We start from the raw sequence: 23,906 nt of genomic DNA on the forward strand, positions 1-23,906 counted from the left end.
ACGGGGCACATTCAGATAAGCAGCTCGCGGTGCGCCTTATCCACCTTGCACTCAAAGGTCTTGCTCACCTGGCCGTGGTCGTCCACGCTTTCCAGCCGCACATCAAAGCCCCACAGCCGGCCGATATGCTTGAGCACTTCGTCGGCGCTATTGGGTTCCAGCGGCCGGCGGTTGTGCTGGGTGTGGCGCAGGGTCAGGCTGCGGTCGCCGCGCACGTCCACCGACCACACCTGGATATTCGGCTCGCGCGAGCCCAGGTTGTACTGCTCGGCCAGCGTTTGCCGCACCTGGCGATAGCCGCTTTCGTCGTGAATCGCCGGCACATAGAGTTTGTCTTCGCGGTCGTCGTCGCGCACGGCAAACAAGCGGAAGTCGCGCATCAGCTTGGGCGACAGATATTGCGAGATAAAGCTCTCGTCCTTGAAGTTGCGCATGGCAAAGTCCAGCGTCGGCAACCAGGGCCGGCCGGCAATATCCGGAAACCATTCGCGGTCTTCGGCGGTGGGCGCTTGGCAGATGCGGCGGATGTCCTGATACATGGCAAAGCCCAGCGCATAGGGGTTGATGCCGGAGTACCAGCGGCTGGTCACGGGCGGCTGGTACACCACATTGGTGTGCGACTGCAAAAATTCCACCATGAAGCCGTCGGTGCACAGGCCTTTTTCGTATAGCCGGTTCAGCAGGGTGTAATGCCAGAAGGTGGCCCAGCCTTCGTTCATCACCTGGGTTTGCCGCTGCGGATAAAAATACTGCGCCACCTTGCGCACGATGCGCACCACCTCGCGTTGCCAGGGCTCCAGCAGCGGGGCGGATTTTTCGATGAAGTACAGCAGGTTTTCTTGTGGTTCCGCCGGAAAACGCACCGGTTCGCTGTCTTCGCCGTTGGCCTGGCGGCGCGGAATGGTGCGCCACAGGTCGTTGATTTGCAGTTGCTGATGTTCCTCGCGCTCGCGTTGGCGCAGTTTTTCCTGCGCCAGCGACAGCTTGGCCGGGCGCTTGTAGCGGTCCACGCCGTAGTTCATCAGCGCATGGCAAGAATCCAGCAGCATTTCCACCGCATCAAAGCCATAACGCTCTTCGCATTGGCTGAGGTAGTCGCGGGCAAACACCAGGTAATCAATGATGGCCGAGGCGTCGGTCCAGGTGCGGAACAGATAATTGCCCTTGAAAAAACTGTTGTGGCCATAGGCGGCGTGGGCAATCACCAGCGCCTGCATGGTCATCGAGTTTTCTTCCATCAGATACGAAATGCACGGATTGGAGTTGATCACAATCTCGTAAGCCAGGCCCATCTGGCCGCGCTTGTAGCTTTTTTCGGTGGAGACAAACTGCTTGCCAAAGCTCCAGTGGTGATAGTTCACCGGCATGCCGACCGACGAATAGGCGTCCATCATCTGCTCGGCGGTGATGATTTCCAGCTGGTTGGGGTAGATGTCCAGCCCATATTCGCCCACGGCGATGTCGTGAATGGCCCGGTCGTAGGTTTCGATCAGCTCGAAAGTCCATTCCGAGCCGGTGGAGATCGGGGTGGCCATGATGCATCCTCCTTGAGGGTCGCTGCGCCTGGCGTTCAGGCGGGTTCGCGGCCCGTGCTGGGCTGACGTTTGAACAACTCGCGGAACACCGGGTAGATATCCGCCACATTGCGGATTTTCTGCATGGCGAACTGCGGATGGCCGGCCTGCACGCGCAGGTATTCGTACCACAGGTTTTGCGGCTCGCCCTCGGTGATTTCGATATAGGCGAAGTACTGCACCAGCGGCAGCAGCTGGGTGTCCAGCAGTTGGCCGCAATTGGCCGAATCGCTGTCCCAGTTGTCGCCGTCCGAGGCTTGCGCCGCGTAGATATTCCATTCATCGGTGGGGTAGCGCTGCTGGATGATGTCGCGCATCAGCACCAGCGCCGACGACACCACCGTGCCGCCCGACTCGCGCGAGTGAAAGAAATTTTCTTCGTCCACCTCCATGGCGCTGGTGTGGTGGCGGATGAACACCAGCTCGATCTTGTCGTAGCTCTTTTGCAAGAACAGATACAACAGAATGAAAAAGCGCTTGGCGATGTCTTTTTTGGCTTCGTCCATCGAGCCGGACACGTCCATGATGCAGAACATCACCGCCTGGCTGGTGGGCTTGGGCACGCGCGCGCGGTTGTTGTAGCGCAGGTCGAATGGGTCCAGAAACGGGATATTGCTGGCTTTTTCGCGCAGTTGATGAATTTCGCGCCGCAGTTCGCGCACTTGCGGGTCGTCTTCGTCGCAGCGCTCCAGCAGTTCGTCCAGCTCTTCTTCCGCCTCGTGCAGCCGCGCCAGGCTGGGCGCGCCCAGGGCGATGCGCCGCGCTTGCGCGCCGCGCAACGAGCGCACGATGCTGATATTGGTGGGCGTGCCGTCGCTGGTGTAGCCGGCGCGCACGGTTTTCCATTCGCTATTGCCGGTCAGCTGGGTTTTGATCAGATTGGGCAGCGCCAGGTCTTCAAAAAAGAAGTTCATGAACTCTTCGCGGCTGAGTTCAAAGGCAAAGTCATCCTCGCCGCCGCCTTGGTCGGAGGCCTTGCCGCCACGGCCCGCGCCGCCGCCGCCGTCGGGGCGGGCGATGCGGTCGCCGGTGACGAATTCTTCATTGCCCGGATGCACCACCTCGCGCGTGCCGCCCGAGCCGTGGTGAAAGGTGGGCTCGGACACATCGCGCACAGGGATGGAGACTTTTTCGCCGCTGGAAATATCCGTAATGCTGCGCCCCTTGATGGCGCGCGCCACGGACTGGCGGATTTGCGCGCGAAAGCGCCGTAAAAAGCGCTCGCGGTTCACCGCCGACTTGTTCTTGCCGTTGAGCCGTCTGTCGATGAGGTGAGACATGGTTGCGTCCTTCACTGAGTCGGAGCCGCGCGCGCGGCAAGCGCACGCCGGGCGACTCCGGTAAGCCGGGGCCCGCGCCGCCAGCTCAGGGGCTGACGGCGCGGGCGGGGGTGCGCCGGACCGCGATCAGGACGATTTTCTGACGCGCAGATACCATTCGCACAACAGGCGCACCTGCTTGGCTGTGTAGCCTTTCTCCACCATGCGGTTGACGAAGTCCTCGTGCTTCTTGGTTTCGTCGGCGCTGGACTTGGCGTTGAACGAGATCACCGGCAGCAGCTCTTCGGTATTCGAGAACATCTTTTTCTCGATCACCGTGCGCAGCTTTTCGTAGCTGGTCCAGGCCGGGTTCTTGCCGCCGTTGTTGGCGCGCGCGCGCAGCACAAAGTTGACGATCTCGTTGCGGAAGTCTTTCGGGTTAGAAATCCCGGCGGGCTTCTCGATCTTTTCCAGCTCGTTGTTCAGCGCGTTGCGGTCAAAGCTTTCGCCGGTGTCCGGGTCGCGGAATTCCTGATCCTGAATCCAGTAGTCGGCAAAGGTCACGTAGCGGTCAAAAATGTTCTGGCCATACTCGGAATAGCTTTCCAGATAGGCGGTCTGGATTTCCTTGCCGATGAACTCGACATACTTGGGCGTCAGATACTCCTTCAAGAAGGTCATGTACTTTTGTTCGATCTCTTGCGGAAACTGCTCGCGTTCGATCTGCTGCTCCAGGATGTAGAGCAGATGCACCGGGTTGGCCGCCACCTCGGTGTGGTCAAAGTTGAACACCCGCGACAGAATCTTGTAGGCAAAGCGCGTGGACAGCCCGCTCATGCCCTCGTCCACCCCGGCGTAGTCGCGATACTCCTGAATCGACTTGGCCTTGGGGTCGGTGTCTTTCAGGTTTTCGCCGTCGTACACCTGCATTTTGCTGAAAATACTTGAGTTTTCTGGTTCTTTCAGCCGCGACAACACGGCAAACTGTCCCATCATCTTCAGTGTGCCGGGCGCGCAGGGGGCGTGGGCCAGCGAAGAGTTTTTCAGCAGCTTGTCGTAAATCTGGATTTCCTCGCTCACCCGCAGGCAATACGGCACTTTGACGATGTAAATCCGGTCGAGGAAGGCTTCGTTGTTCTTGTTGTTGCGGAACGCCTTCCACTCCGATTCGTTCGAGTGCGCCAGAATCACGCCCTCAAAGGGAATGGCGCCAAAGCCTTCGGTGCCCTTGAAGTTGCCTTCCTGGGTGGCGGTCAGCAGCGGATGCAGCACCTTGATCGGCGCCTTGAACATTTCCACAAATTCCAGCAAGCCCTGGTTGGCCAGGCACAGGCCGCCGGAATAGCTGTAGGCGTCCGGGTCGTCCTGGGCGTATTTTTCCAGCTTGCGGATGTCCACCTTGCCCACCAGGCTGGAAATATCCTGGTTGTTTTCGTCGCCCGGCTCGGTCTTGGCCACGGCGATCTGGCGCAGCACCGAGGGGTAGCGCTTGACCACGCGGAACTGATTGATGTCGCCGTTGAACTCATGCAGCCGCTTCACCGCCCACGGGCTGGGGATGGTTTTCAGGTAGCGGCGCGGAATGCCGAATTCTTCTTCCAGAATCGCGCCGTCTTCATCGGCGTTGAACAGCCCCAGCGGCGATTCGTTCACCGGCGAGCCCTTGATGCAATAAAACGGCACCTGCTGCATCAGCTCTTTGAGCTTTTCGGCAATCGACGACTTGCCGCCGCCCACCGGGCCCAGCAAATACAGAATCTGCTTTTTCTCTTCCAGGCCCTGCGCGGCATGGCGGAAGTAGGCCACCACCTGCTCGATGGCGTCTTCCATACCGTAAAACTCGCGGAAGGCCGGATACACTTTCAGCACCTTGTTGCTGAAGATGCGCGACAGGCGGGAGTCATGCCGGGTGTCGATCAGCTCGGGCTGGCCGATGGCCATCAACATGCGTTCGGCCGCCGTGGCGTAGGCGGATGCGTCCCGACGGCAGATCTCCAGATATTCCTTCAGCGAGTATTCCTCTTCCCGACTGCGGTCATATCGGCTGGCAAAACTGGCAAAGATATCGGCGTTCATGATGGAGCTCCTAGACAGCTGCGATGCATGGGTGCGGGCAGGCAAGGGGGCAGAACCCGTCCCTTCACACGGGAAGGGCCTTGCTTCGGTATAGCATGTCGTCACGCCACAGCCCAACAAATATGCCAATCACGCAAAAAGCACAGCATTGGGCAGGCAAGGCGGCAAAAAATTCGGCTGGATGTTTCTCCCTGTCTTGATGCGGCGCGGGGGCACGTGAGGTGGTGAACTTGTCCTGATTTGACCTCAGCAAAACCCGCGCCAGTTAAGCGCGGGGGTCATAGGCATGATGTCGTCAGGCCGGTGATTTTCTGGAGCGCCAGCGCACACAAGGTCTATAGCTGCTTTGCCCGGCAAACTCAATGTGTGCTGCAACATGCCAGGTCATATCAGGCGGGCAAATAAAAACCCCAAAAAACCCCGCTCTTGCCGCTGTTTATTATAGATAAGTGACCTTGAATTTCAAAAAATCACAGTTTTTTGCCAATTTTTTATAAATCTGTGGCTGATTTCACTCAAAGCCGCTATCTTGCGCCGCAAGTAGCCGGCCCGGCCGCGCGCAAAAAATAGCGCCTGACCAAGGGGGTGGCTGTGGCCATGTTTAGCGTCGCTCACGCTACTGCGTGCGGTGTGTCCCGCCAGGTGCGCCATACGCACCAGCAAGCCAGGCGCGCACATCAGGCGTGTGGGGTGAGCGGTTCATGAAAATAAGGAAAAAGCATGACGATTGACAGCTTGGTCAACGACCTCAATGCACTGATCTGGAGCCCGGCGCTGATTTATCTGTGCCTGGGCGTGGGTTTGTATTTTTCGGTGCGCACCCGCTTTGCCCAAGTGCGCCATTTCCGGGAAATGATTCGCCTGATGTTTGACGGCAAGAGCAGCGATGCCGGGGTGTCGTCGTTTCAGGCGCTGGCCATGACCCTGGCCGGTCGGGTGGGCACCGGCAATATTGCCGGCGTGGCCACCGCCATTACCTTTGGCGGCCCTGGCGCGGTGTTCTGGATGTGGATGGTGGCGTTTCTGGGCGCCAGCTCGGCGTTTGTCGAATCCACCCTGGGCCAGATCTACAAAGAAAAAATCGACGGCCAGTATCGCGGTGGCCCGGCGTTTTACATCGAAAAAGGCCTGGGCATGAAGTGGTACGCCTGGGTGTTTGCTGTCTGCACCATTGTGGCCTGCGGCGTGCTGCTGCCGGGCGTGCAGGCCAACGGCATCGCCAGCAGCCTGAACACCGCGCTGGGCATTGTGCCGGAAGCCACGGCGGCGATTCTGGCCGTGCTGCTGGGCTTTATCATCTTTGGCGGCGTGCAACGCATCGCCCGCTTTGCCGAAATCATTGTGCCCTTCATGGCCCTGGGCTACATCATTGTGGCCTGCGTGATCATCGCCTTGCACATCGACCGTCTGCCGGACGTGCTGGGTTTGATCCTGCGCAGCGCCGTGGGCGCCGACGCCGGCTTTGGCGCCCTGCTGGGCCTGGCCATTCAATGGGGCGTCAAGCGCGGCGTGTATTCCAATGAAGCCGGCCAGGGCACCGGCCCGCATGCGTCTTCTGCCGCTGCCGTTACTCATCCGGCCAAGCAGGGTCTGGTGCAGGCGTTCTCGGTGTATGTGGATACGCTGTTTGTCTGCTCGGCCACTGCTTTCATGCTGCTGATCACCGGCCAGTACAATGTGCAGGATGGCGCCGGCAAGGCGATTTACACCGGCATTGCCGGCGTGGCCGCCGGTCCGGGTTATGTGCAGACCGCGATGGAAAACATCATGCCGGGCTTTGGCAATCTGTTTGTGGCGGTGGCGCTGTTCTTCTTTGCCTTCACCACCATCATTGCCTACTACTACATTGCCGAAACCAATATTGCCTACATCAACCGCAAGATCAACCGCCCGTGGCTGACCTTGCTGCTGAAGTTCGCCATCATGGCCTCGACGGTGTACGGCACGGTGAAAACCGCCGAGCTGGCCTGGGGGCTGGGTGATATTGGCGTGGGCCTGATGGCCTGGCTGAACATCGCCGCCATCCTGATGCTGCAAAAGCCGGCGCTGGCGGCGCTGAAAGACTATGAGGCGCAAAAAGCGCAGGGCAAGGATCCGCTGTTCCACCCGCAGGCGCTGGGCATCAACAACGCCCACTATTGGGACGGCCGCCGCGCCGAACACACCCATACGGCTGAGCTGAAAGCCGCGCGCAAAAAAGCGTAAGGCGCAGCCACTGCCGCAAAAAGCCCGACGTGTATGCGTCGGGCTTTTTTGTGTCCGGGCAAAAAAAGAAGGACGCCAAAGCGGCGTCCTTGCAAGCGGAGAAAAACCACAGGAAACACAATCTGGAGGAGCAGACCGCCACGCGTAGATCAGCGCGCGGCGGAAAACATCATGCAGCTTAGAGCCGCTAACAAAATCCCCTGGCGTTGTTGTGTGACCTTACCGTACTGCTTGTACTGTCTGCGGTCACACGCCTAGCCAGGGCCACTTCGCTGCATTTTGTTAGCGGCTCTTACTACTTGGCTGCTTACTGCTTGGCAGCTTCCGGCTTGGCAGCCGCATCCTTGCTGGCCTCAGCGGCCGGCTTCTTGGCGGCTTTTTTGGCCTTTTTCACTTTAGCCGGCTTGGCAGCCGGTTTGGCGGCTTCCGGCTTGGCTTCTGCTTTTTGCTCGACGGCCGGCTTGGCGGCGGCTTCCGGCTTGGCAGCATCGGCAGCAAAGCCGGCGGCGGCGGACAGGCCAAACACGGTGGCGATCAGGGCGCTGGTCAGTTTGTTCATGGCGGACATCCTTTCAAAATTCAGAGGCAATCAAGCGGGTTTCGGTATGAGGACAACACCGCGTGCTGTGTGCTGTGTTGTTGAAACCAGATTACGCCGCCGACTCCCCCTCGTCTGTGAGGCTTGTGTGTCCGGATGTAACCACATGTACACGCGGCCAGCACAAGGTGAAGCATGCGCCGCCCAAGTCCGCCGTCGCCACGCTGGCCTGGCCGTGATGCCAGCCCATGATGCGCTGAACAATCGCCAGCCCCAGGCCATAACCGCCGGTGCGCCGGTCGCGACTGCGATCCAGCCGCACAAAGGGCTCGAACACCCGCTCCCGCTCACCTTCCGGGATGCCTGGGCCATTGTCGGCCACCTTGATCCAGCATTGTCTCTCGTCAGCACCCAGGCTGACCTCGACCCGACCTTGCCCATAACGTGCGGCATTGCGCAGCAGATTGGACAGCGCGCGCTCCAGATAAAACGGATCGGCGTCTACCGTCAGGGCATGCAGCGTCGACGCAACGGCAGTCAGTTGGTAATCGGTATCAGGAAAATCCGCGGCATGCTGCGCCACCACGCCATTCAACCATGGCCACAGCGCCAGCGTCTGCGGCTGCAGCACATCGCGTGCTTGCTCCAGACGGGAATACAGCAACAGCTCTTCAATCATCTTGTCGATGCTGGAAATATCCCGATCCATGGCGCTGCGCACATCGTCGGCCACGCCTTCTTCCAGCATGGCCAGCCGGTAGCGCAGGCGGGCAATGGGCGTGCGCAGCTCGTGTGACACGGCATTGAGCAGCTCGCGACGGGATTGGATCAAGGATTGCAGATTATCTGCCATGCCATTGAATGCAGAGCCCAGTTCGGCCACGCCGGAATCATCCGGCAGCTTGGCGCGGGCATTGAGATTGCCTTCGCCCAACTGCCTGGCCACCCATTTCAGATGGGTGAGCTGCCGCCACAGGGGGCGCATCCAGAGAAAGGCCGGCACGCCCAAAAACAAAGCGGCCAGCCCCAGCAGCAGATAATCAAACGACTGGATTTCGCGCAAAAAATACAAATAGTCAATCGGCCCCAGCGTCAGCATATAGCCGGTGTCCGGCACCCGCTGCAAAAACAGATAGCTGTCGGTCAGCATGACAATATCGCCATCGGTCAATGCTTCGCGGTTGCTGTCGCTGAGCCGGTAGGTGTCCAGCGGCTCGACCTTGATCGGATAGGGCAATGACAGGCTGAGAGTTTCCAGCTTGGCGTTCCAGCGCTCAATCGGCTGGTCGGCCAGCTCGGTTTGCACCAGGCTGACGGTGGCGCGAAAAATATCGTTCAGATAGCGGTCACTGACATTGGCCACCACCTGACCATAAATGGCCCCGGCCAGCACGATGGCGCCGATAAAACTGACCACCAGGGTCAGATAAAAGCGGATGAATACGCGCAGCATCAGGCATCCCAGCCGGCGCGCACAAACAAATAGCCCTTGTTGCGCACGGTCTTGATCTTGTGCGGCTCGTTGGGGTCATCGCCCAGTTTTTTGCGCAGCCGCGACACTGCCACGTCAATGCTGCGGTCCAGCCCGTCGTACTCCACCCCGCGCAACGCCTTGAGCAAGGTATCACGGGACAAGATTTCTCCGGCGTGGCTGGCCAGCAGCCACAGTAAATCAAAATCGCTGGTGGACAGGATCACGCTGTGGCCGTCCAGTTTGACATCGCGGTTGGCGGCGTCCACCACCAGGCGGCCGAAGTGCAGGATATTGGCCGGCGCGGCAGCGGACGGGCGCGCCGGGGCAGGGCCACCTTGCGCCTCGTGCTGGCGCAGTTGGGCGCGGATGCGCGCCAGCAGCACGGCCGGCGGCGTGGTCTTGATCACATAGTCATTGGCGCCCAGCTCCAGCCCCAGCACCTGATTCATGTCGCTGCCCACTGAAGTCAGCAAGATAATGGGGCGGGTGAAGCCGGGGCGCAGGTCGCGGCAAATGGACAGGCCATCTTTGCCGGGCAGCATGATGTCCAGCAGCAGCAAATCCGGCTTGTGCTCGGCAATCGCTGCCTCGACCTGGTCGCCACGGTCGATGTGGTGCAGCACAAAGCCGTTGCGGGTGAGGAATTCGCCGATCAGTCCGGCCAGTTCAAGATCGTCTTCAACAAACAGAATGCGCGGGGACATGGACGTGACAGGGAGCAAAAAGTCAGCAAGGCGGCCAGTGTAGCGCCGCTGCGCGCTGCCGAGAAGGCGGGCGCATGCCGAAAGCAAGCCCGTTTGCCGCGTTTGCACATAAGCGGCTCTCGTATTGGTCGGGCAATTTGGTTAAAATCATGGGCTTTCACCGCTTCAACCGCCTGATGGCGGTGTCAAGCGTTGCTGAGCCAGCCGGTTGTGGCCGGTTTGCTCAGCGGCGTTTCGCAGCGCCTTGCATCGTGTCGCCGCCGGCAAAACTGGCTCGCGAAGCGCATCGGGCACACTGTGGGCCGTGACGTTTTTTCATTTTCACTATCAAGAAGCTACAAGCAATGGCTCTTATCGTTCAGAAATACGGCGGCACGTCGGTGGGCACCACTGACCGCATCAAGAACGTCGCCCGCCGCGTGGCCAAATGGCAGGCCCAAGGCCACCAGGTGGTGGTGGTGGTGTCCGCAATGAGCGGCGAAACCAACCGCCTGATCGCCATGGCCCGTGAAATCCAGGCCAACCCCGATCCGCGCGAACTTGACGTGATCGCCTCCACCGGCGAGCAGGTCACCATCGGCCTGCTGTCGATGGCGCTCAAGGACATCGGCGTGGACGCGGTCAGCTACACCGGCTGGCAAATGCCGATGATCACCGACAGCGCCTACACCAAGGCCCGCATCCAGTCGATCGACGACAAGCGCATGCGCGCCGATCTGGACGCCGGTCGCGTGGTGGTGGTGGCCGGTTTCCAGGGCATCGACGAATCCGGCAGCCTGACCACGCTGGGCCGTGGCGGCTCGGACACTTCCGCCGTGGCGATTGCCGCCGCGCTGAAGGCCGACGAATGCCAGATTTACACCGACGTGGATGGCGTGTACACCACCGATCCGCGCGTGGTGCCGGAAGCCCGCAAGCTGTCCACCATCACCTTCGAAGAAATGCTGGAAATGGCCAGCCTGGGTTCGAAAGTGCTGCAAATCCGCTCGGTGGAATTCGCCGGCAAGTACAAAGTCAAGCTGCGCGTCCTGTCCTCCTTTGAAGAAGAGGGCGAGGGCACGCTGATTACGTTTGAGGAAGACGAAAACATGGAAAAAGCCGTTGTCTCCGGCATTGCCTTTGATCGCAACGAAGCTCGCATCAACGTCAAGGGCGTGCCTGACAAACCGGGCATCGCTTACCAAATCCTGGGCCCGGTGGCTGACGCCAATATCGAAGTGGACATGATCATCCAGAACATGGGTGAATCCGGCACCACCGATTTCTCGTTCACCGTGCCGCGCGGCGAATACCAAAAGGCACTGACCATTCTGCGCGACGTGCAAACTCACGTTGGCGCCGCCAAGGTGGACGGCGACGACAAGATCGCCAAGGTGTCCATCATCGGCGTGGGCATGCGCTCGCACACCGGCATCGCCTCCACCATGTTCCGCACCCTGGCTGAAGAAGGCATCAACATCCAGATGATCTCCACCTCGGAAATCAAGGTGTCGGTGCTGATCGACGAAAAATATCTGGAACTGGGCGTGCGCGTGTTGCACAAAGCCTTCGGTCTGGACCAGGCGCAGTAAGATTTTGCACTGAACTGTTGACATGAGAGAGGCGGGCGCGTATAGTTCGCATCTCTCGACGGAGAAATGGCCGAGTGGTCGAAGGCACTTCCCTGCTAAGGAAGCATACGGGCTTAAACCTGTATCGAGGGTTCGAATCCCTCTTTCTCCGCCAGACAGCGCATCCGTAGCTCAGTTGGATAGAGTATCTGGCTACGAACCAGAGGGTCGGGCGTTCGAATCGCTCCGGATGCGCCAGCAAGTCCCCATCGTCTAGAGGCCTAGGACACCGCCCTTTCACGGCGATAACCGGGGTTCGAATCCCCGTGGGGACGCCACTGATTCGACAAAAAAGCCTTCGCTTTGCGAAGGCTTTTTTGCGTCTGTACTCCCCTGTTTTTCGCCCCATTTTCTGTGGTGATGCCCTGCCCCTGGCGCAATCCGCCCCACCCAACGCCATCCCGCCGCGCTCACTGTTAAATTTATATTCATTAAAAACAAGGCCTTGCTGCATCGCAGCACAACACAAAAACCCACTGAAAACCCTACTGCCAGCATGTGCAAACCATGACATAAGCGTTATGATTGACGTTTGTCGATAACGTCGGAGAGCACGCATGAGCCGCTTTGATTTTCTGCATCCCCCATTTGACGTGCTGACCGCCGGTGAGCGCGACCAGGTGGAAAAAGCGGTTGATATCGTGTTCCACCCCAACGAAGACGTCATCCTCGCCCCCGGCCAGTCGGTGGATGCCCTGTATATGGTGATCAAGGGCATTGTCCGCGAAGTCTCCGACGATGGCGAAATCATCGCCGTCTACCACAGCAACGACACCTTCGACGCCCGCGCGCTGATTGCCGGGCAATCCGTCCACCGTTTTGAAGTGCACGAAGAAGCCCTGGTGTTCTCGCTGCCCAAAGAACTGGTGATGGGGCTGATCGAATCCAACCCGGTGTTTGGCGCGTTTTTCTTCCAGAGCGTGTCCGAAAAATTCTCCGCCATGGCCCAGCGCTCGGGCAACCGCGAGCTGCAAACCCTGCTCACCGCCACCGTGCGTGAAGCCTGTGTGAAAACCCCGGTGTTTCTCGATGGCGCACAAACCGTGCTGGACGCCGCCCAGGCGATGAAGCGCCACCGCGCCAAGTCTATTCTGGTGCGCGCGGGCGAACGCATCGGCATTTTCACCGCCAGCGATTTTCGCGACATCATCCTCACCGGTACCCCGGCCAGCGCCACACTGGCCGACACCGCGCACTTCAATCTGGTGACCACAGACTCCGGCGACTATCTGTTCAACGCCCTGCTGACCATGACCCGCCACAATATCCAGCGCGTGGTCGTCACCGAAAACGGCCAGCCCACCGGCGTGCTGGAGCAAATCGACCTGCTGTCGTATTTCTCCAACCACTCGCACCTGATTGCCCAGCAAATCGAGCTGGCCGACTCGCTGGACACCCTGAAGAGCGTGGCCGCACAGATCGACCGGCTGGTAGGCGTGCTGTCCAGCCACGGCGTGAAAGCCCCGCAACTGGCGCGGCTGGTGCAAACACTGAACGCCCAGCTGTTTGCCCGCGCCTGGAAGCTGATCGCCCCGGAAGAGCTGGTGGAAAACAGCTGCCTGATCGTGATGGGCAGCGAAGGCCGTGGCGAACAAATCATCAAGACCGACCAGGACAATGCGCTGATTCTGCGCGATGGCTTCAGCCACCCCTACCTGGAAGACGCCTGCGCGCGCTTCTCGGAAGTGCTGATCGAATTTGGCTACCCGCCCTGTCCGGGGCAAATCATGGTCAACAACCCGCTGTGGCGCAAACCGCAGGGCGAATTCCAAGATCAACTCTACCGCTGGGTGTACCTGCCGGACGCCGACGCGCAAATGAACCTGGCCATTTTTGTCGATGCCGAAGCCGTGGCCGGCGACGCGGCGCTGTTGCTCCAGGCCAAGGACTATCTGCGCTCGATCATGTCGGACGATGTCGGGTTTTTCCTGCGCTTTGCCCGCGCCATCGAGCAGTTCGACACCCCGCTGGGCCTGTTCTCGCAGTTGCTGACCAAGTCGCAAGGCGGTGTGGCCACGCTGGACCTGAAAAAAGGCGGCATCTTCCCCATCGTGCACGGTATTCGCGCCATGGCGCTGGAGTACAAACTGGAAGCCAGCAACACACTGGAGCGTATCAAGCTGCTGGTGGATCAGGGCAATCTGGAATCCCAACTGGGCCACGACACCGCCGAGGCACTGGGTTTCTTGCTGGAAATGCGCCTGAAAGCCGGGCTGGATATGCTGGCCAACGGCAAGACGCCGAGCAATCAGATTCAGCCAGACCGGCTGTCCACGCTGGAGCGCGACTTGCTCAAGGACGCGCTGGCGGTGGTCAAACGCTTCAAGACCACCATTCGCCACCACTTCAAGATGACCGGGTTCTGATATGCTGGCCGCGCTGAAAACTGCCTGGGCGCGCAAGCGCCTGTCCTCTCCCGACTATGCCCACCTGTTCGACGGCCACCCCGACGAAATGGTCAGCGTCGATTGCGAAACCACCAGCCTGAACGTGCGCGAAGCCGAGCTATTGTCGATTGGCGCGGTGCGCATTCGCGGCAACCGCGTGCTGACCAGCGAATCGTTTTATATGCTGGTCAAACCCGAACGCCTGCCTGAAGGCGCCAGCGTGGCGGTGCACGGTCTGCGCCCGATTGATGTCTCCAATGGCGTGCCGCCGATGGAGGCGGTGAAGGCACTGCTGGACTTTATCGGCGGCCGCCCGCTGGTTGGCTACTATCTGGAATACGACGTCGGGGTGCTGAACAAATACGTCAAAGGCCTGCTGAATATCGGCCTGCCGCAACAGCAGATCGAAGTCTCCGGCCTGTATTACGACTGGAAACTCAAGCAAAACCCGGATGCTTACATCGACCTGCGCTTGCAGCCGATGCTGGACGAGCTGGAAATCCCCACCCTGGCGCGCCACGATGCGCTGAACGACGCCATCACCGCGGCGATGATCCTGCTGGCTATGCGCCAGCGCGGGGCGAAAGTATAGCCCGCGCCTGGCTTGTATTGGGATTGAACTGACTCTGCAGACGCCGCACCAGCGACAACAGACTTGCGCCATAAAAAAACCGCCGCGTCAGTTGACGCGGCGGCGAGGCGCGGGCGGGGTGTCAGCGCAATCAGGCCGACAATTCCAGCATCAGCGCGTTGATGCGTTTAACAAAGCCGGCCGGGTCGCTCAGTTGGCCGCCTTCGGCCAGCAGCGCCTGATCAAACACGATGTGGGCGAGGTCGGCAAAGCGGGTGTCCTGGCTGCGCGAGGCGTCGAGCTTTTTCACCAGCGGGTGTTCCGGGTTGATTTCCAGAATCGGCTTGCTCACCGGCACGTCCTGGCCGGCGGCCTTGAGCATGCGCTGCAAGTGGTTGCTCATGGCGAATTCGTCCACCACCAGGCAGGCGGGCGATTCGGTCAGGCGGTGGGTGACGCGCACTTCCTTGACGGTGTCTTTCAGCGTGTCGCTCAACGCGTCCACCAGCGGTTTCATCGCTTCTTCGCTGGCTTTCTGGCTGGCTTTTTCGCTTTCGTCTTCCAGCGCGCCCAAGTCCAGCGCGCCGCGCGCCACCGACACCAGGTTCTTGCCGTCGAACTCGGTCAGGTGCGAGGTCACCCATTCGTCCACGCGGTCGGTCAGCAGCAGCACTTCCACGCCCTTCTTGCGGAACACTTCCAGGTGCGGGCTGGCCAGGGCGGCGGTGTAGCTGTCGGCGGTCAGATAGTAAATCTTGTCCTGCTCCGGCTTCATGCGACCCAGGTAGTCTGCCAGGCTGACGGTTTGCCCATCGTTGCCGGTGTGGGTGGAGGCAAAGCGCAGCAGTTTGGCGATGCGCTCGCGGTTGGCAAAGTCCTCGCCCACGCCTTCTTTCAGCACCTGGCCGAATTCTTTCCAGAAGGTGGCGAACTTGTCGGCCTGGTTTTCCGCCAGGTCTTCCAGCATGGCCAGCACTTTTTTCACGCAGCCGGCGCGGATGGCGTCGATGTCTTTATTGCCTTGCAGCAGCTCGCGGCTGACGTTCAGCGGCAGGTCGGCCGAATCAATCACCCCGCGCACAAAGCGCAGGTATTGCGGCATCAGCTTGTCGGCGTCGTCCATGATGAACACGCGGCGCACATACAGCTTCACGCCGTGGCGGGCGTCGCGGTCATACAGATCAAACGGCGCGCGCGCCGGCAGGTAGAGCAGTTGGGTGTATTCCTGACGGCCTTCCACCCGCGCGTGCGTCCAGGCCAGCGGGTCGCTGTAGTCGTGGGCGACGTGCTGGTAAAACGCCTTGTATTCTTCGTCGGTGATTTCGCTCTTGGCGCGCGCCCACAGGGCCGAGGCCTTGTTCACCGTCTCCCAGCCGGCCGGCTGGGTTTCCTTGCCGTCTTCGTCGGTGACGGCGGCAGTGGGCATTTCGATCGGCAGGGTGATGTGGTCGGAGTACTTGCGGATGATTTGCTTGAGCCGCCATTCGTCCAGCAGTTCGTCCTCGCCTTCGCGCAGGTGCAGCACGATATGCGTGCCACGCGGGGCGTCGGTGGTTTCCAGCGTGTAGTCGCCTTCGCCGCTGGATTCCCAGCGCACGCCTTCGCTGGCCGGCAGGCCGGCGCGGCGGGTGGTCAGCGTGACTTTGTCGGCGACGATAAAGGCTGAATAAAAGCCCACGCCAAACTGGCCAATCAGGTTGGCGTCCTTGCGCGCGTCGCCGGTGAGTTTTTCAAAGAAGGCGCGGGTGCCGGATTTGGCGATGGTGCCGATATTGTCGATCACCTCATCGCGGCTCATGCCGATGCCGTTGTCGATCAGGGTCAGCGTGCGCGCCTCGCGGTCCACGCTCAGGCGGATGCGCAGCTCGCTGTCCTGCTCGTAGAAATCCGGCTTGTCCAGGGCTTCAAAGCGCAGCTTGTCGGCAGCGTCCGAGGCATTGGAAATGAGTTCACGCAGGAAAATTTCCTTGTCCGAATACAAGGAGTGAATCATCAACTGCAACAGTTGTTTGACTTCTGCCTGGAATCCGAGGGTTTCCTTTTGAGTGCTCATGATGTGCTTGATGTCGTGGTTGAGTGAAGACCTTTCGCAAATAGGGGGCATGTGACGAATTTCAATGCCTGACGCAGACAAAATATGCAGGATAGAACCATGCGGCTGCGCGCGGGATGAAGCCCTGCTCAGCGCCCAGGAAGATCTTGTCAGGCACGCTTACGGAAACTCAGCCAGCCATTGCGCCACCACATCATCCGGGTAACCACGGTGAAAATGCCGACGCCATGGATAGGCTGGCTGACCGCTGCCGTCCCTGAGCTTGATTTGCGAGGTAGGGCACACCACCTTGGCCGGCACGCCAGCGGCCACCATATCGGCCTCGACATCACGCGCCACCGAGCTGTGCGCGCCAATCAGCACGCCTTCGTGAATGGTCACGCCCGGCAGCACCACCGACAGCGTGGCGATGGCCACGAAATCCTTGACTGTCACCCCCAGCATCATGTCGCTGGGTGGATGCGGGTCGTTGGTCAGCACCACATACGGGAAGATCCACACATAGTTGCCGATTTTGGAATGCTGGCCGATGTGTACATTGCTGTGAAAACGCACATGGTTGCCAATCTCGCAGCTGCCCTGAATGTCCGACAAAGTGCCGATCTGCAGATTGGCGCCAGCATGAGTGGCTTCGCGCACGGTAACCCGATGGCCAGTGACCAGACGATCGCCAAACGACGATCCGGCATAAAACACCGAATGACTGCGAATCAGGCTGTCCCGACCAATAGTCAGCGGGCCACTGGCGCCACGAAACACCGGATGCCCCAGCTCGCAATGCGAGCCAATCACCGTATTGTCACCAATACAGACATTGGCATGAATGACGGTGTACGGGCCGACGGTGACATTGGCGCCCAGTTGAGCCTCAGGATGAATGATGGCGCTGGGATGAATCGACAGCAGGCCAGCTTCACGCTGGGCACGTTGCTCGACCAACCCGGCTACCCAAGTGCTTTTATCCTGGCTAAGGATGTCCAGCGTGCGTCGTTCGCTGGCAGGGTTCAACGCCACGGCCGCGCGCAGCATTTCGTCGTTCGACTGCGCCAGCGCATGCAGGGTGTCTGCTGGGGTGTCCTGGCTGTTGGCCAGACTAAGATCCGGATGCATAGGGCTTCTCCGTGAAAGGCCCAATGGGTATATCACATCCGCAGGGGCCAGAACAATGCGACATGGCCAGGATGGACTCCCGGGACAGTTGACGACAGCCACACGGTCGCGGACACTGCCCGACTGGTTTCGCTGCGGTGCACAAGAGCCGGCTTGGTGCGTCCGCCAGAGGCATGCCAGAGAAAAAATCAGGAAGCCATCAGGGAAGATGGTGGGCCCGGTGGGGTTCGAACCCACGACCAAAGGATTATGAGTCCTCTGCTCTAACCGACTGAGCTACAGGCCCGCAAGAAGGGGGATAGATGGCGAAAACGCCCATCTGACAAGCGTTCACGATTCTAGCATATTTTTACTTTTGCGCCACGTGCCCCGTGTCAGCGTCATGTGCCAGTCCGGGCCGCCAAGGATGCGGGAAAAACGCCTGTTCAATTAGGCATGTGCTTTGCTTTCCCGCACATTACAACAGATAACATTCGAACACGCGTCTTACTCTCGCTGAAAAGCGCCCGGCACAGGGCGTACCAAGCCAGACCGCACCCGGGAAGTGCGGTCAGCAACATCCCGATGTTGCCTTGGCAGCCAGATTAAGCCGCCCTAAAAAATGCAGACCGAGAGGGAAACTCGATATGGCACTTGCCAGCATGCGCATGGCGCTCAGCGACCGCGAACGACGATGGCTGCCCTGGTTGGGCAAGACCGGCAAACTGTCGATGCGCTGGGCTACCTTCCTGAACCGCCACCGACTGGAAGGGCTTGAGCAATCATTCACCGGTATTGCCGAAACCCGGGTGAACATCCTGCAACAATGGGCGCAGGAGCAATGGCAGCACCTGGACGCGCTGGCCGACCAACTGGCAGAAGGCATGCCGCAGGTGGATGCAGACATCCTGCGTTTTCGCCATCAACTGGCCGATGCCTTTTCCGAGCTATTTGTCATTGATGCGCGTGGCGTGGTGCTGGCCTCTACCGCCAGCAACCGCGAAGGCCGCCAGGACTTGCCGGCCGCCGCCGTGGCGCGCGGCGTGCAGCAGCGCTTTTTGCACGGCCCGTATGTCGATCCGGTGACGCTGGCGCTGGGCCCGAGCACGTCCAAATTTCACGACGCCGTCACCCTGATGTTTTATCAGCCGCTGCTGCAAAACGGCCAGCCGGTGGGCGCCGTGTGCGGCCGCGTGCCCAACGACGTGGTCAGCGACCTGATCCAGCGCGAAGCCGGGCATATCTTTCATGAATCCGGCGACAACTATCTGTTCATGGCCAAGTCGGCGTTTGATCCCAACATCGCCCCCGGCACCGCCTTGTCCCGCTCGCGCTTTGAAGACAAAACCTTCTCGCTGGGCGACAACCTCAAGGACGGCATCCGCACCGCCTGGGGCGTGGTGCGCGTGCAGCAACACACTGAATTTGAACTGGTGTTCAACGACCCGGCCACCGGCCAGCTGCACCCTGGCGTGCGCGAAACCATCCGCTGTGGCGAGAATCTGTTTGTCACCTACCCCGGCTATTCCGACTACCGGCATATTCCGGTCATCGGCCGGGGGGTCACCTTCCAGCTGCCGGGCTCGCCCGACACCTGGGGCATGATGTGCGAAGCCGACCTGGAAGAAGTCTACCGCCACCGCACCATCAGTTACCGGCTGACCCGGCTTTATATCACCACCATGCTCATTACCTGGGCAGCCGCCAGTGGTATGGACGCGGTATTTGATCTGGATTTGCACTATCGTAGTGCAGTTGCGTTAATGGCGCACTTGTTTGGTGCGTGGCTGTTTCTCACCTTTGGCACCCGCAAGCTGACCAACCGCTTCCGCCAGATGATCCGCATGGTGCGCACCATTGCCGAAGGCGGGGGCGATTTGCGCCAGCGGCTGGACCGCAGCACCGGCCGCACCGACGAACTCACCGTCATGGCGCAATGGTTCAACAGCTTTATCGACAACCTCGAAGGGATCGTGCGCCGGGTGATCCACACCTCCAACGAGCTGTCCACCACCAACCAGGTGATGCAGCGCGGCCACCAGGACACCCGCGACACCACCCATTCAGTGCTGGGTCTGATGGACGATATGTTCGCCTCGCTGGCCGGCCAGATGCGCGAAATCGACGCCGCCAATCTGTCCGCCGTGGAAATGAAGCGGCTGATGCAAGAGATGATGGAAGCCGCCAGCCAGCAAGTGTCGCTGGTGCGCCAGCGCTCGCAAGGCATCCGCGACTCGGTGGCCGAATCCAGCCGCACGCTGACCCAGCTGGAAACCAGCACGGTAGAAATCGGCCGCGTGGTGGGCGTGATCAGCGAAATCGCCGACCAGACCAATCTCTTGGCGCTGAACGCGGCGATTGAAGCCGCCCGCGCGGGTGAACAAGGGCGCGGCTTTGCCGTGGTGGCCGATGAAGTGCGCAAGCTGGCCGAACGCACCAGCAAGGCCACCGGCGAAATTCGCGGCATGATCGAAGGCGTGCAAACCCAGGCCCACGGCGCCGTGCAAAGCATGGGGGTGGGCATGCGCGAAATGGAAGAAGGCCTGAAACTGGCCGAAGAAACCGCCTCGGACAACGGCGAAGTGCATCGGCTGGTCGAACAATTGTTCCACGCCATCGACGGCATCGCCGCCACCAGCCGCGCGCACAACGACAAGGTCAAACAAGTCAGCGACGCCACGCAAAGCACCAGCCAGGTGCTGGCCGAAACCGGCCACACCACCCAGCAAACGCTGTTTGCCTCCAACCGCCTGCAACAACTGGTCAATCAGTTCAAGGTAGGCTAAGCGCCAACCCGCCGCGCCACTCCCCGCGCGGCGGGCCTCCCCTGCATCAACCCTCTTTTTTGCCGCCATATTTGGGTGTCGCAAAATCAATGACTTATTCAACGGCAGAAAAAAAGGGTACACTGCGGCATGCGCTGGAAAAAGCCTGACCAGGCAAAGACTTGGCGCAGAAGCGGTCTAGTGAACTGCCGAATAGGCAGCTGAGAAAAGCCGAGCGGCATGTACAGCGCGCTGATCTCGGTGAACTGCCGAATAGGCAGCTGAGAAAGAAGCCGGTCGAGATCATCGGCGTTCGCGCGTGTGAACTGCCGAATAGGCAGCTGAGCAAGACGAGGCGGATGCTGTGGAGGTTGAAATGCGGTGAACGACCGAACAAGCCGTCGAGCAAAATCCCCTGCACCGGGCCGGCATGTCCACCCGCCCGGCGCTTCACTTTCTTGGCGTCAGTCCATCGCTTTGCTGATGCTGCAAGCGCTCATGCCGAGCGCGTCTTGGCTTTTCGTCCCCGCCACCACGCCGCCACGCCTTCCAGATAGCTATACACCACCGGGGTGACGATCAGCGTCAGCACGGTGGAGCTCACCATGCCGCCAATCACCGCGTGGGCCATGGGCGCGCGGGTTTCGGCGCCTTCGCCCAGCGCCATGGCCAGCGGCAGCATGCCAAAAATCATGGCAAAGCTGGTCATCAGGATCGGGCGCATGCGCACGCGGCCGGCTTCCAGCAGCGCGTCGTGCAGCGACATGCCTTCGCGGCGCGCCTGGTTGGCGAAATCCACCAGCAGAATGCCGTTTTTCGCCGCCAGGCCCATCAGCATGATCACGCCGATCACCGAGAACAGGTTCAGCGTGCTGCCCCACAGCAGCAGCCCCAGCATCACGCCGATGATGCCCAGCGGCAGCGACATCATGATGGCCAGCGGCTGGCTGAAGCTGCGGAACTGCGCCACCAGAATCATGTAAATGAAGATCACGCCAATCGCCAGCGCCTGCACCGCATAGCTGAACGATTCGGCCATGTCCTTGCTTTGCCCGCCGTGGTCAAAACGATAGCCGGGCGGCAGCGGGGTGTCTTTCAGCAGTTGGTCGATGGCCTGGAACACCTGGCGGGCGTCCTTGCCCTGGATATTGGCGGTGAGGGTGACTTCGCGCGCCTGGTCCATGCGGTCGATCTGGCGCGGGGTGGTGGACACTTTCACGTCGGCCACGGTGGACAGCGGAATCATGCGCGCCTGGCCGTCGGCGTCGCGCTGGTCGCTGGCCACGGTGAGCACGTCCAAAAGCTCAGTCGAGCGGGCGTCGCGCGGGATTTGCACCCGCACATCGTAGTTTTCGCCATCCGGGGCTTCCCAGGTGGTGGCGGTGGTCCCGGCCAGCAGGGTGGACAGCGTGGCGCCCACGCGGTCCAGATTCACCCCCGCGCGGGCGGCGGCGTCGCGCTTGACCTCCACCGACAGCGCCGGGTCAGCGTCGTCAAAGCTGGATTCCACATCGCTGACATGCGGGATGGCGGCCAGCTTGCCGCGCAGCTGGTTGGCGATGACGGCCAGGGTGGCAAAGTCGGCGCCGCGAATGCCCACGCGCACCGGCTTGCCGCCGCCGCCCGGCCCGCCCTCGGCCTCGATGGATTCCAACTGCACGCCGGCCAGTTGGGTGATGTCCTGGCGGATGGGGGCAAACAGGGCAAACACGCTGCGTTGACGCTCGGCCTTGGGGGTGGCGAACACGCGCAGGGTGGCCTGGTTGCGGCCGGCGGCAAACCCGCCGCCGATATTGCTGTACACGTCCTTGATTTCTGGCTGGCGGCGCAGCAGAGCTTCCACCTCGCGCGCCTTGGCTTCGGTGTATTCCAGCGATGAACCAGGCGCGGTCTTGAATTTGACGATGAATTTGCCGGTGTCGCTCTTGGGCACAAACTCGCCGCCCACCACGGGCGCCAGCAGCAGGCTGCCGACAAACAGCGCGCTGGCGGCGGCCAGTGTGGTTTTGCGGTGGGCCAGCGCCCAGGCCAGCGCGCGGGCGTAGCGTTCGGCCTGGCGGTCCATCCACGCTTCAAAGCGCGCCAGCGCCTGCGCCAGGCGGCCGCGCGCGGCGGTGCCGGCGGCGTGCGGGTCGTGCCAGATCGACGACAGCATCGGGTCGAGGGTAAAGCTCACCAGCAGTGAGATCAGCACCGCCACGGTGACGGTCAGGCCAAATTGCTGGAAAAACTTGCCAATAATCCCGCCCATAAAGCCCACCGGCAGGAACACCGCCACCACGGTCAGCGTGGTGGCCAGCACCGCCAGGCCGATTTCTTCGGTGCCATCCACCGCCGCCTGGTAATGCCCCTTGCCCATGCGCGCATGGCGGACGATGTTCTCCCGCACCACGATGGCATCGTCGATCAACAGGCCAATCGACAAGGACAGCGCCAGCAGGGTCATCACATTCAGGGTGAAACCCGCCACGGCGATGGCGAACAGCGTGCCAATCAGCGCAATCGGCAAGGTCAGCCCAGTGATCACCGTGCTGCGCCACGACGCCAGAAATACAAACACGATCAGCACGGTCAGCGCCGCGCCTTCCAGCAGGGTCATCTTGACGTCGGCCAGCGAGTTTTTCACCTGGCGGGATTGATCTTTAATGACAGTCAGCGTCATGCCGGCGGGCAGATTTTTGCGCAACTCGTCCAGCGCGGCGTACACCCCGGCCGAGGTGTCCACCACATTGGCGCCGCGCGCGCTCTTGATTTCGATGGACAGCGCGCGCTGACCGTTGATCAGCGCCAGCGAGTTGTATTCTTCCTGGCCGTCCAGCACCTGGGCGACGTCGTCCAGCCGGATTGGCGCGCCATTGCGCACGCCGACGGTGATCTGGCCAAACGCCTCGGGCGAGGCCAGCTTGCCGGACAGGCGCACCGAATAATCGCGGTTGATGTCCTGCACCCGACCGGCCGGAAAATCCTGATTGGCGTTGCGCAGGGCGTTGACCACTTCGGTGGTGTCCAGCCCCAGCGCCTGCATGCGGTAGGGGTCGATATGCACGCGCAACTCGCGCTTGACGCCGCCCACCAGCTGCACTTCGCCCACGCCGGGCACGGTTTGCAGGCGCTTGCGCACCACCTGGTCGGCGTGAGTGGTCAGCATGCGCGGGCTGGCGCTGGCCGAGGCGACAATCACCGTCATCATCGGGTCGTCGTTGGGGTTGACCTGATTGACGGTAGGCACGCCGATTTCGCGGCGAAAGCGCCCCTGCACGCCGGCCACCTTGTCGCGCACATCCTGCACCGCGCGGTTGGGGTCGATGGTGAGCACAAACTCGACCACCACCACTGACGAGCCTTCAAACGAATACGAGCGGATGTTTTTCACGCCATTGATGGCGTTGACCGCTTCTTCCAGCGGTCGGGTGACTTCGCTTTCCACCACGCTGGGCGCAGCGCCCGGATAGCCCACGGTGACCACCGCCACCGGAAAACGAATATCGGGAAACTCCTCCACCGAGAGCCGCTGCCAGGAAAACAAACCCAGCACGACAATGGCCAGCATGGCCACCGCCGCCAGATAGGGGTTGCCAATCGCCACACGGGTCAGCCACAT

At 60.8% G+C, this 23,906-nt stretch carries 14 protein-coding genes and 4 tRNA genes; 8 read left to right on the forward strand and 10 right to left on the reverse strand.

Annotated features, from left to right (window positions below):
- Window positions 1–11: 11 nt before the first annotated feature.
- The 3 genes from DFR34_RS07310 to DFR34_RS07320 all read right to left on the reverse strand — a co-directional run bounded on the left by DFR34_RS07310 (window position 12) and on the right by DFR34_RS07320 (window position 4,909).
- The gene (locus DFR34_RS07310; RefSeq protein WP_110390506.1) at window positions 12–1,535 is read right to left on the reverse strand and encodes a SpoVR family protein; all 1,524 of its coding nucleotides are present in this window, start codon (window positions 1,533–1,535) and stop codon (window positions 12–14) included.
- A 35-nt stretch (window positions 1,536–1,570) separates the two neighbouring features.
- Window positions 1,571–2,854 carry a YeaH/YhbH family protein gene (locus tag DFR34_RS07315; protein ID WP_110390566.1) on the reverse strand — a complete coding sequence of 428 codons (1,284 nt, stop codon included), beginning with the start codon at window positions 2,852–2,854 and terminating at the stop codon, window positions 1,571–1,573.
- A gap of 126 nt (window positions 2,855–2,980) precedes the next feature.
- Window positions 2,981–4,909 carry a PrkA family serine protein kinase gene (locus DFR34_RS07320; protein ID WP_110390507.1) on the reverse strand — a complete coding sequence of 643 codons (1,929 nt, stop codon included), beginning with the start codon at window positions 4,907–4,909 and terminating at the stop codon, window positions 2,981–2,983.
- A 720-nt stretch (window positions 4,910–5,629) separates the two neighbouring features.
- Here DFR34_RS07320 and DFR34_RS07330 point away from each other — a divergent pair.
- Window positions 5,630–7,114 (forward strand): alanine/glycine:cation symporter family protein, encoded by a 1,485-nt coding sequence (locus tag DFR34_RS07330; RefSeq protein WP_308418006.1) that lies wholly within the window; start codon window positions 5,630–5,632, stop codon window positions 7,112–7,114.
- Window positions 7,115–7,421: 307 nt separating this feature from the next.
- Here DFR34_RS07330 and DFR34_RS07335 read toward each other — a convergent pair whose 3' ends face one another.
- The 3 genes from DFR34_RS07335 to rstA form a co-directional block, all read right to left on the reverse strand.
- Window positions 7,422–7,673: a hypothetical protein gene (locus tag DFR34_RS07335; RefSeq protein WP_146215073.1), complete on the reverse strand. Its 252-nt coding sequence runs from the start codon at window positions 7,671–7,673 to the stop codon at window positions 7,422–7,424.
- A 91-nt stretch (window positions 7,674–7,764) separates the two neighbouring features.
- Window positions 7,765–9,105, reverse strand: coding sequence for a two-component system sensor histidine kinase RstB (gene rstB / locus DFR34_RS07340; RefSeq protein WP_110390510.1), 1,341 nt, complete (start codon window positions 9,103–9,105; stop codon window positions 7,765–7,767).
- Window positions 9,105–9,830: a two-component system response regulator RstA gene (gene rstA, locus DFR34_RS07345; protein WP_110390511.1), complete on the reverse strand. Its 726-nt coding sequence runs from the start codon at window positions 9,828–9,830 to the stop codon at window positions 9,105–9,107. Before rstA ends, rstB begins: the two co-directional genes overlap by 1 nt.
- A 344-nt stretch (window positions 9,831–10,174) precedes the next feature.
- Here rstA and DFR34_RS07350 point away from each other — a divergent pair, with 344 nt between their 5' ends.
- The 6 genes from DFR34_RS07350 to DFR34_RS07375 all read left to right on the forward strand — a co-directional run bounded on the left by DFR34_RS07350 (window position 10,175) and on the right by DFR34_RS07375 (window position 14,419).
- Window positions 10,175–11,401, forward strand: a complete 1,227-nt coding sequence (locus tag DFR34_RS07350) for an aspartate kinase (protein WP_110390512.1) — start codon at window positions 10,175–10,177, stop codon at window positions 11,399–11,401.
- A 60-nt stretch (window positions 11,402–11,461) separates the two neighbouring features.
- Window positions 11,462–11,555: transfer RNA gene (locus DFR34_RS07355), tRNA-Ser, on the forward strand.
- A 6-nt stretch (window positions 11,556–11,561) separates the two neighbouring features.
- Window positions 11,562–11,638: transfer RNA gene (locus DFR34_RS07360), tRNA-Arg, on the forward strand.
- A 4-nt stretch (window positions 11,639–11,642) separates the two neighbouring features.
- A tRNA-Glu gene (locus DFR34_RS07365) sits at window positions 11,643–11,718 on the forward strand.
- 279 nt (window positions 11,719–11,997) lie between these two features.
- Complete coding sequence (locus tag DFR34_RS07370) at window positions 11,998–13,806, forward strand: putative nucleotidyltransferase substrate binding domain-containing protein (protein WP_110390513.1); 1,809 nt, start codon at window positions 11,998–12,000, stop codon at window positions 13,804–13,806.
- Window position 13,807: 1 nt separating this feature from the next.
- Window positions 13,808–14,419, forward strand: a complete 612-nt coding sequence (locus DFR34_RS07375; protein ID WP_110390514.1) for a 3'-5' exonuclease — start codon at window positions 13,808–13,810, stop codon at window positions 14,417–14,419.
- A 130-nt stretch (window positions 14,420–14,549) separates the two neighbouring features.
- Here DFR34_RS07375 and htpG read toward each other — a convergent pair whose 3' ends face one another.
- The 3 genes from htpG to DFR34_RS07390 all read right to left on the reverse strand — a co-directional run bounded on the left by htpG (window position 14,550) and on the right by DFR34_RS07390 (window position 17,847).
- The gene (gene htpG, locus DFR34_RS07380; RefSeq protein ID WP_110390515.1) at window positions 14,550–16,451 is read right to left on the reverse strand and encodes a molecular chaperone HtpG; all 1,902 of its coding nucleotides are present in this window, start codon (window positions 16,449–16,451) and stop codon (window positions 14,550–14,552) included.
- Between the two features lie 159 nt (window positions 16,452–16,610).
- Window positions 16,611–17,561 (reverse strand): acyltransferase, encoded by a 951-nt coding sequence (locus DFR34_RS07385; protein WP_110390516.1) that lies wholly within the window; start codon window positions 17,559–17,561, stop codon window positions 16,611–16,613.
- 209 nt (window positions 17,562–17,770) lie between these two features.
- Window positions 17,771–17,847 (reverse strand) — tRNA-Ile (locus tag DFR34_RS07390).
- A gap of 340 nt (window positions 17,848–18,187) precedes the next feature.
- Here DFR34_RS07390 and DFR34_RS07395 point away from each other — a divergent pair.
- On the forward strand, window positions 18,188–20,326 hold the full coding sequence (locus tag DFR34_RS07395; RefSeq protein ID WP_245906833.1) for a methyl-accepting chemotaxis protein: 2,139 nt from the start codon (window positions 18,188–18,190) through the stop codon (window positions 20,324–20,326).
- 475 nt (window positions 20,327–20,801) lie between these two features.
- Here DFR34_RS07395 and DFR34_RS07400 read toward each other — a convergent pair whose 3' ends face one another.
- On the reverse strand, window positions 20,802–23,906 hold the full coding sequence (locus tag DFR34_RS07400; protein ID WP_110390518.1) for an efflux RND transporter permease subunit: 3,105 nt from the start codon (window positions 23,904–23,906) through the stop codon (window positions 20,802–20,804).

Origin of the sequence: Rivihabitans pingtungensis, from assembly GCF_003201855.1 — a bacterium.
Lineage (GTDB): Bacteria > Pseudomonadota > Gammaproteobacteria > Burkholderiales > Aquaspirillaceae > Rivihabitans > Rivihabitans pingtungensis.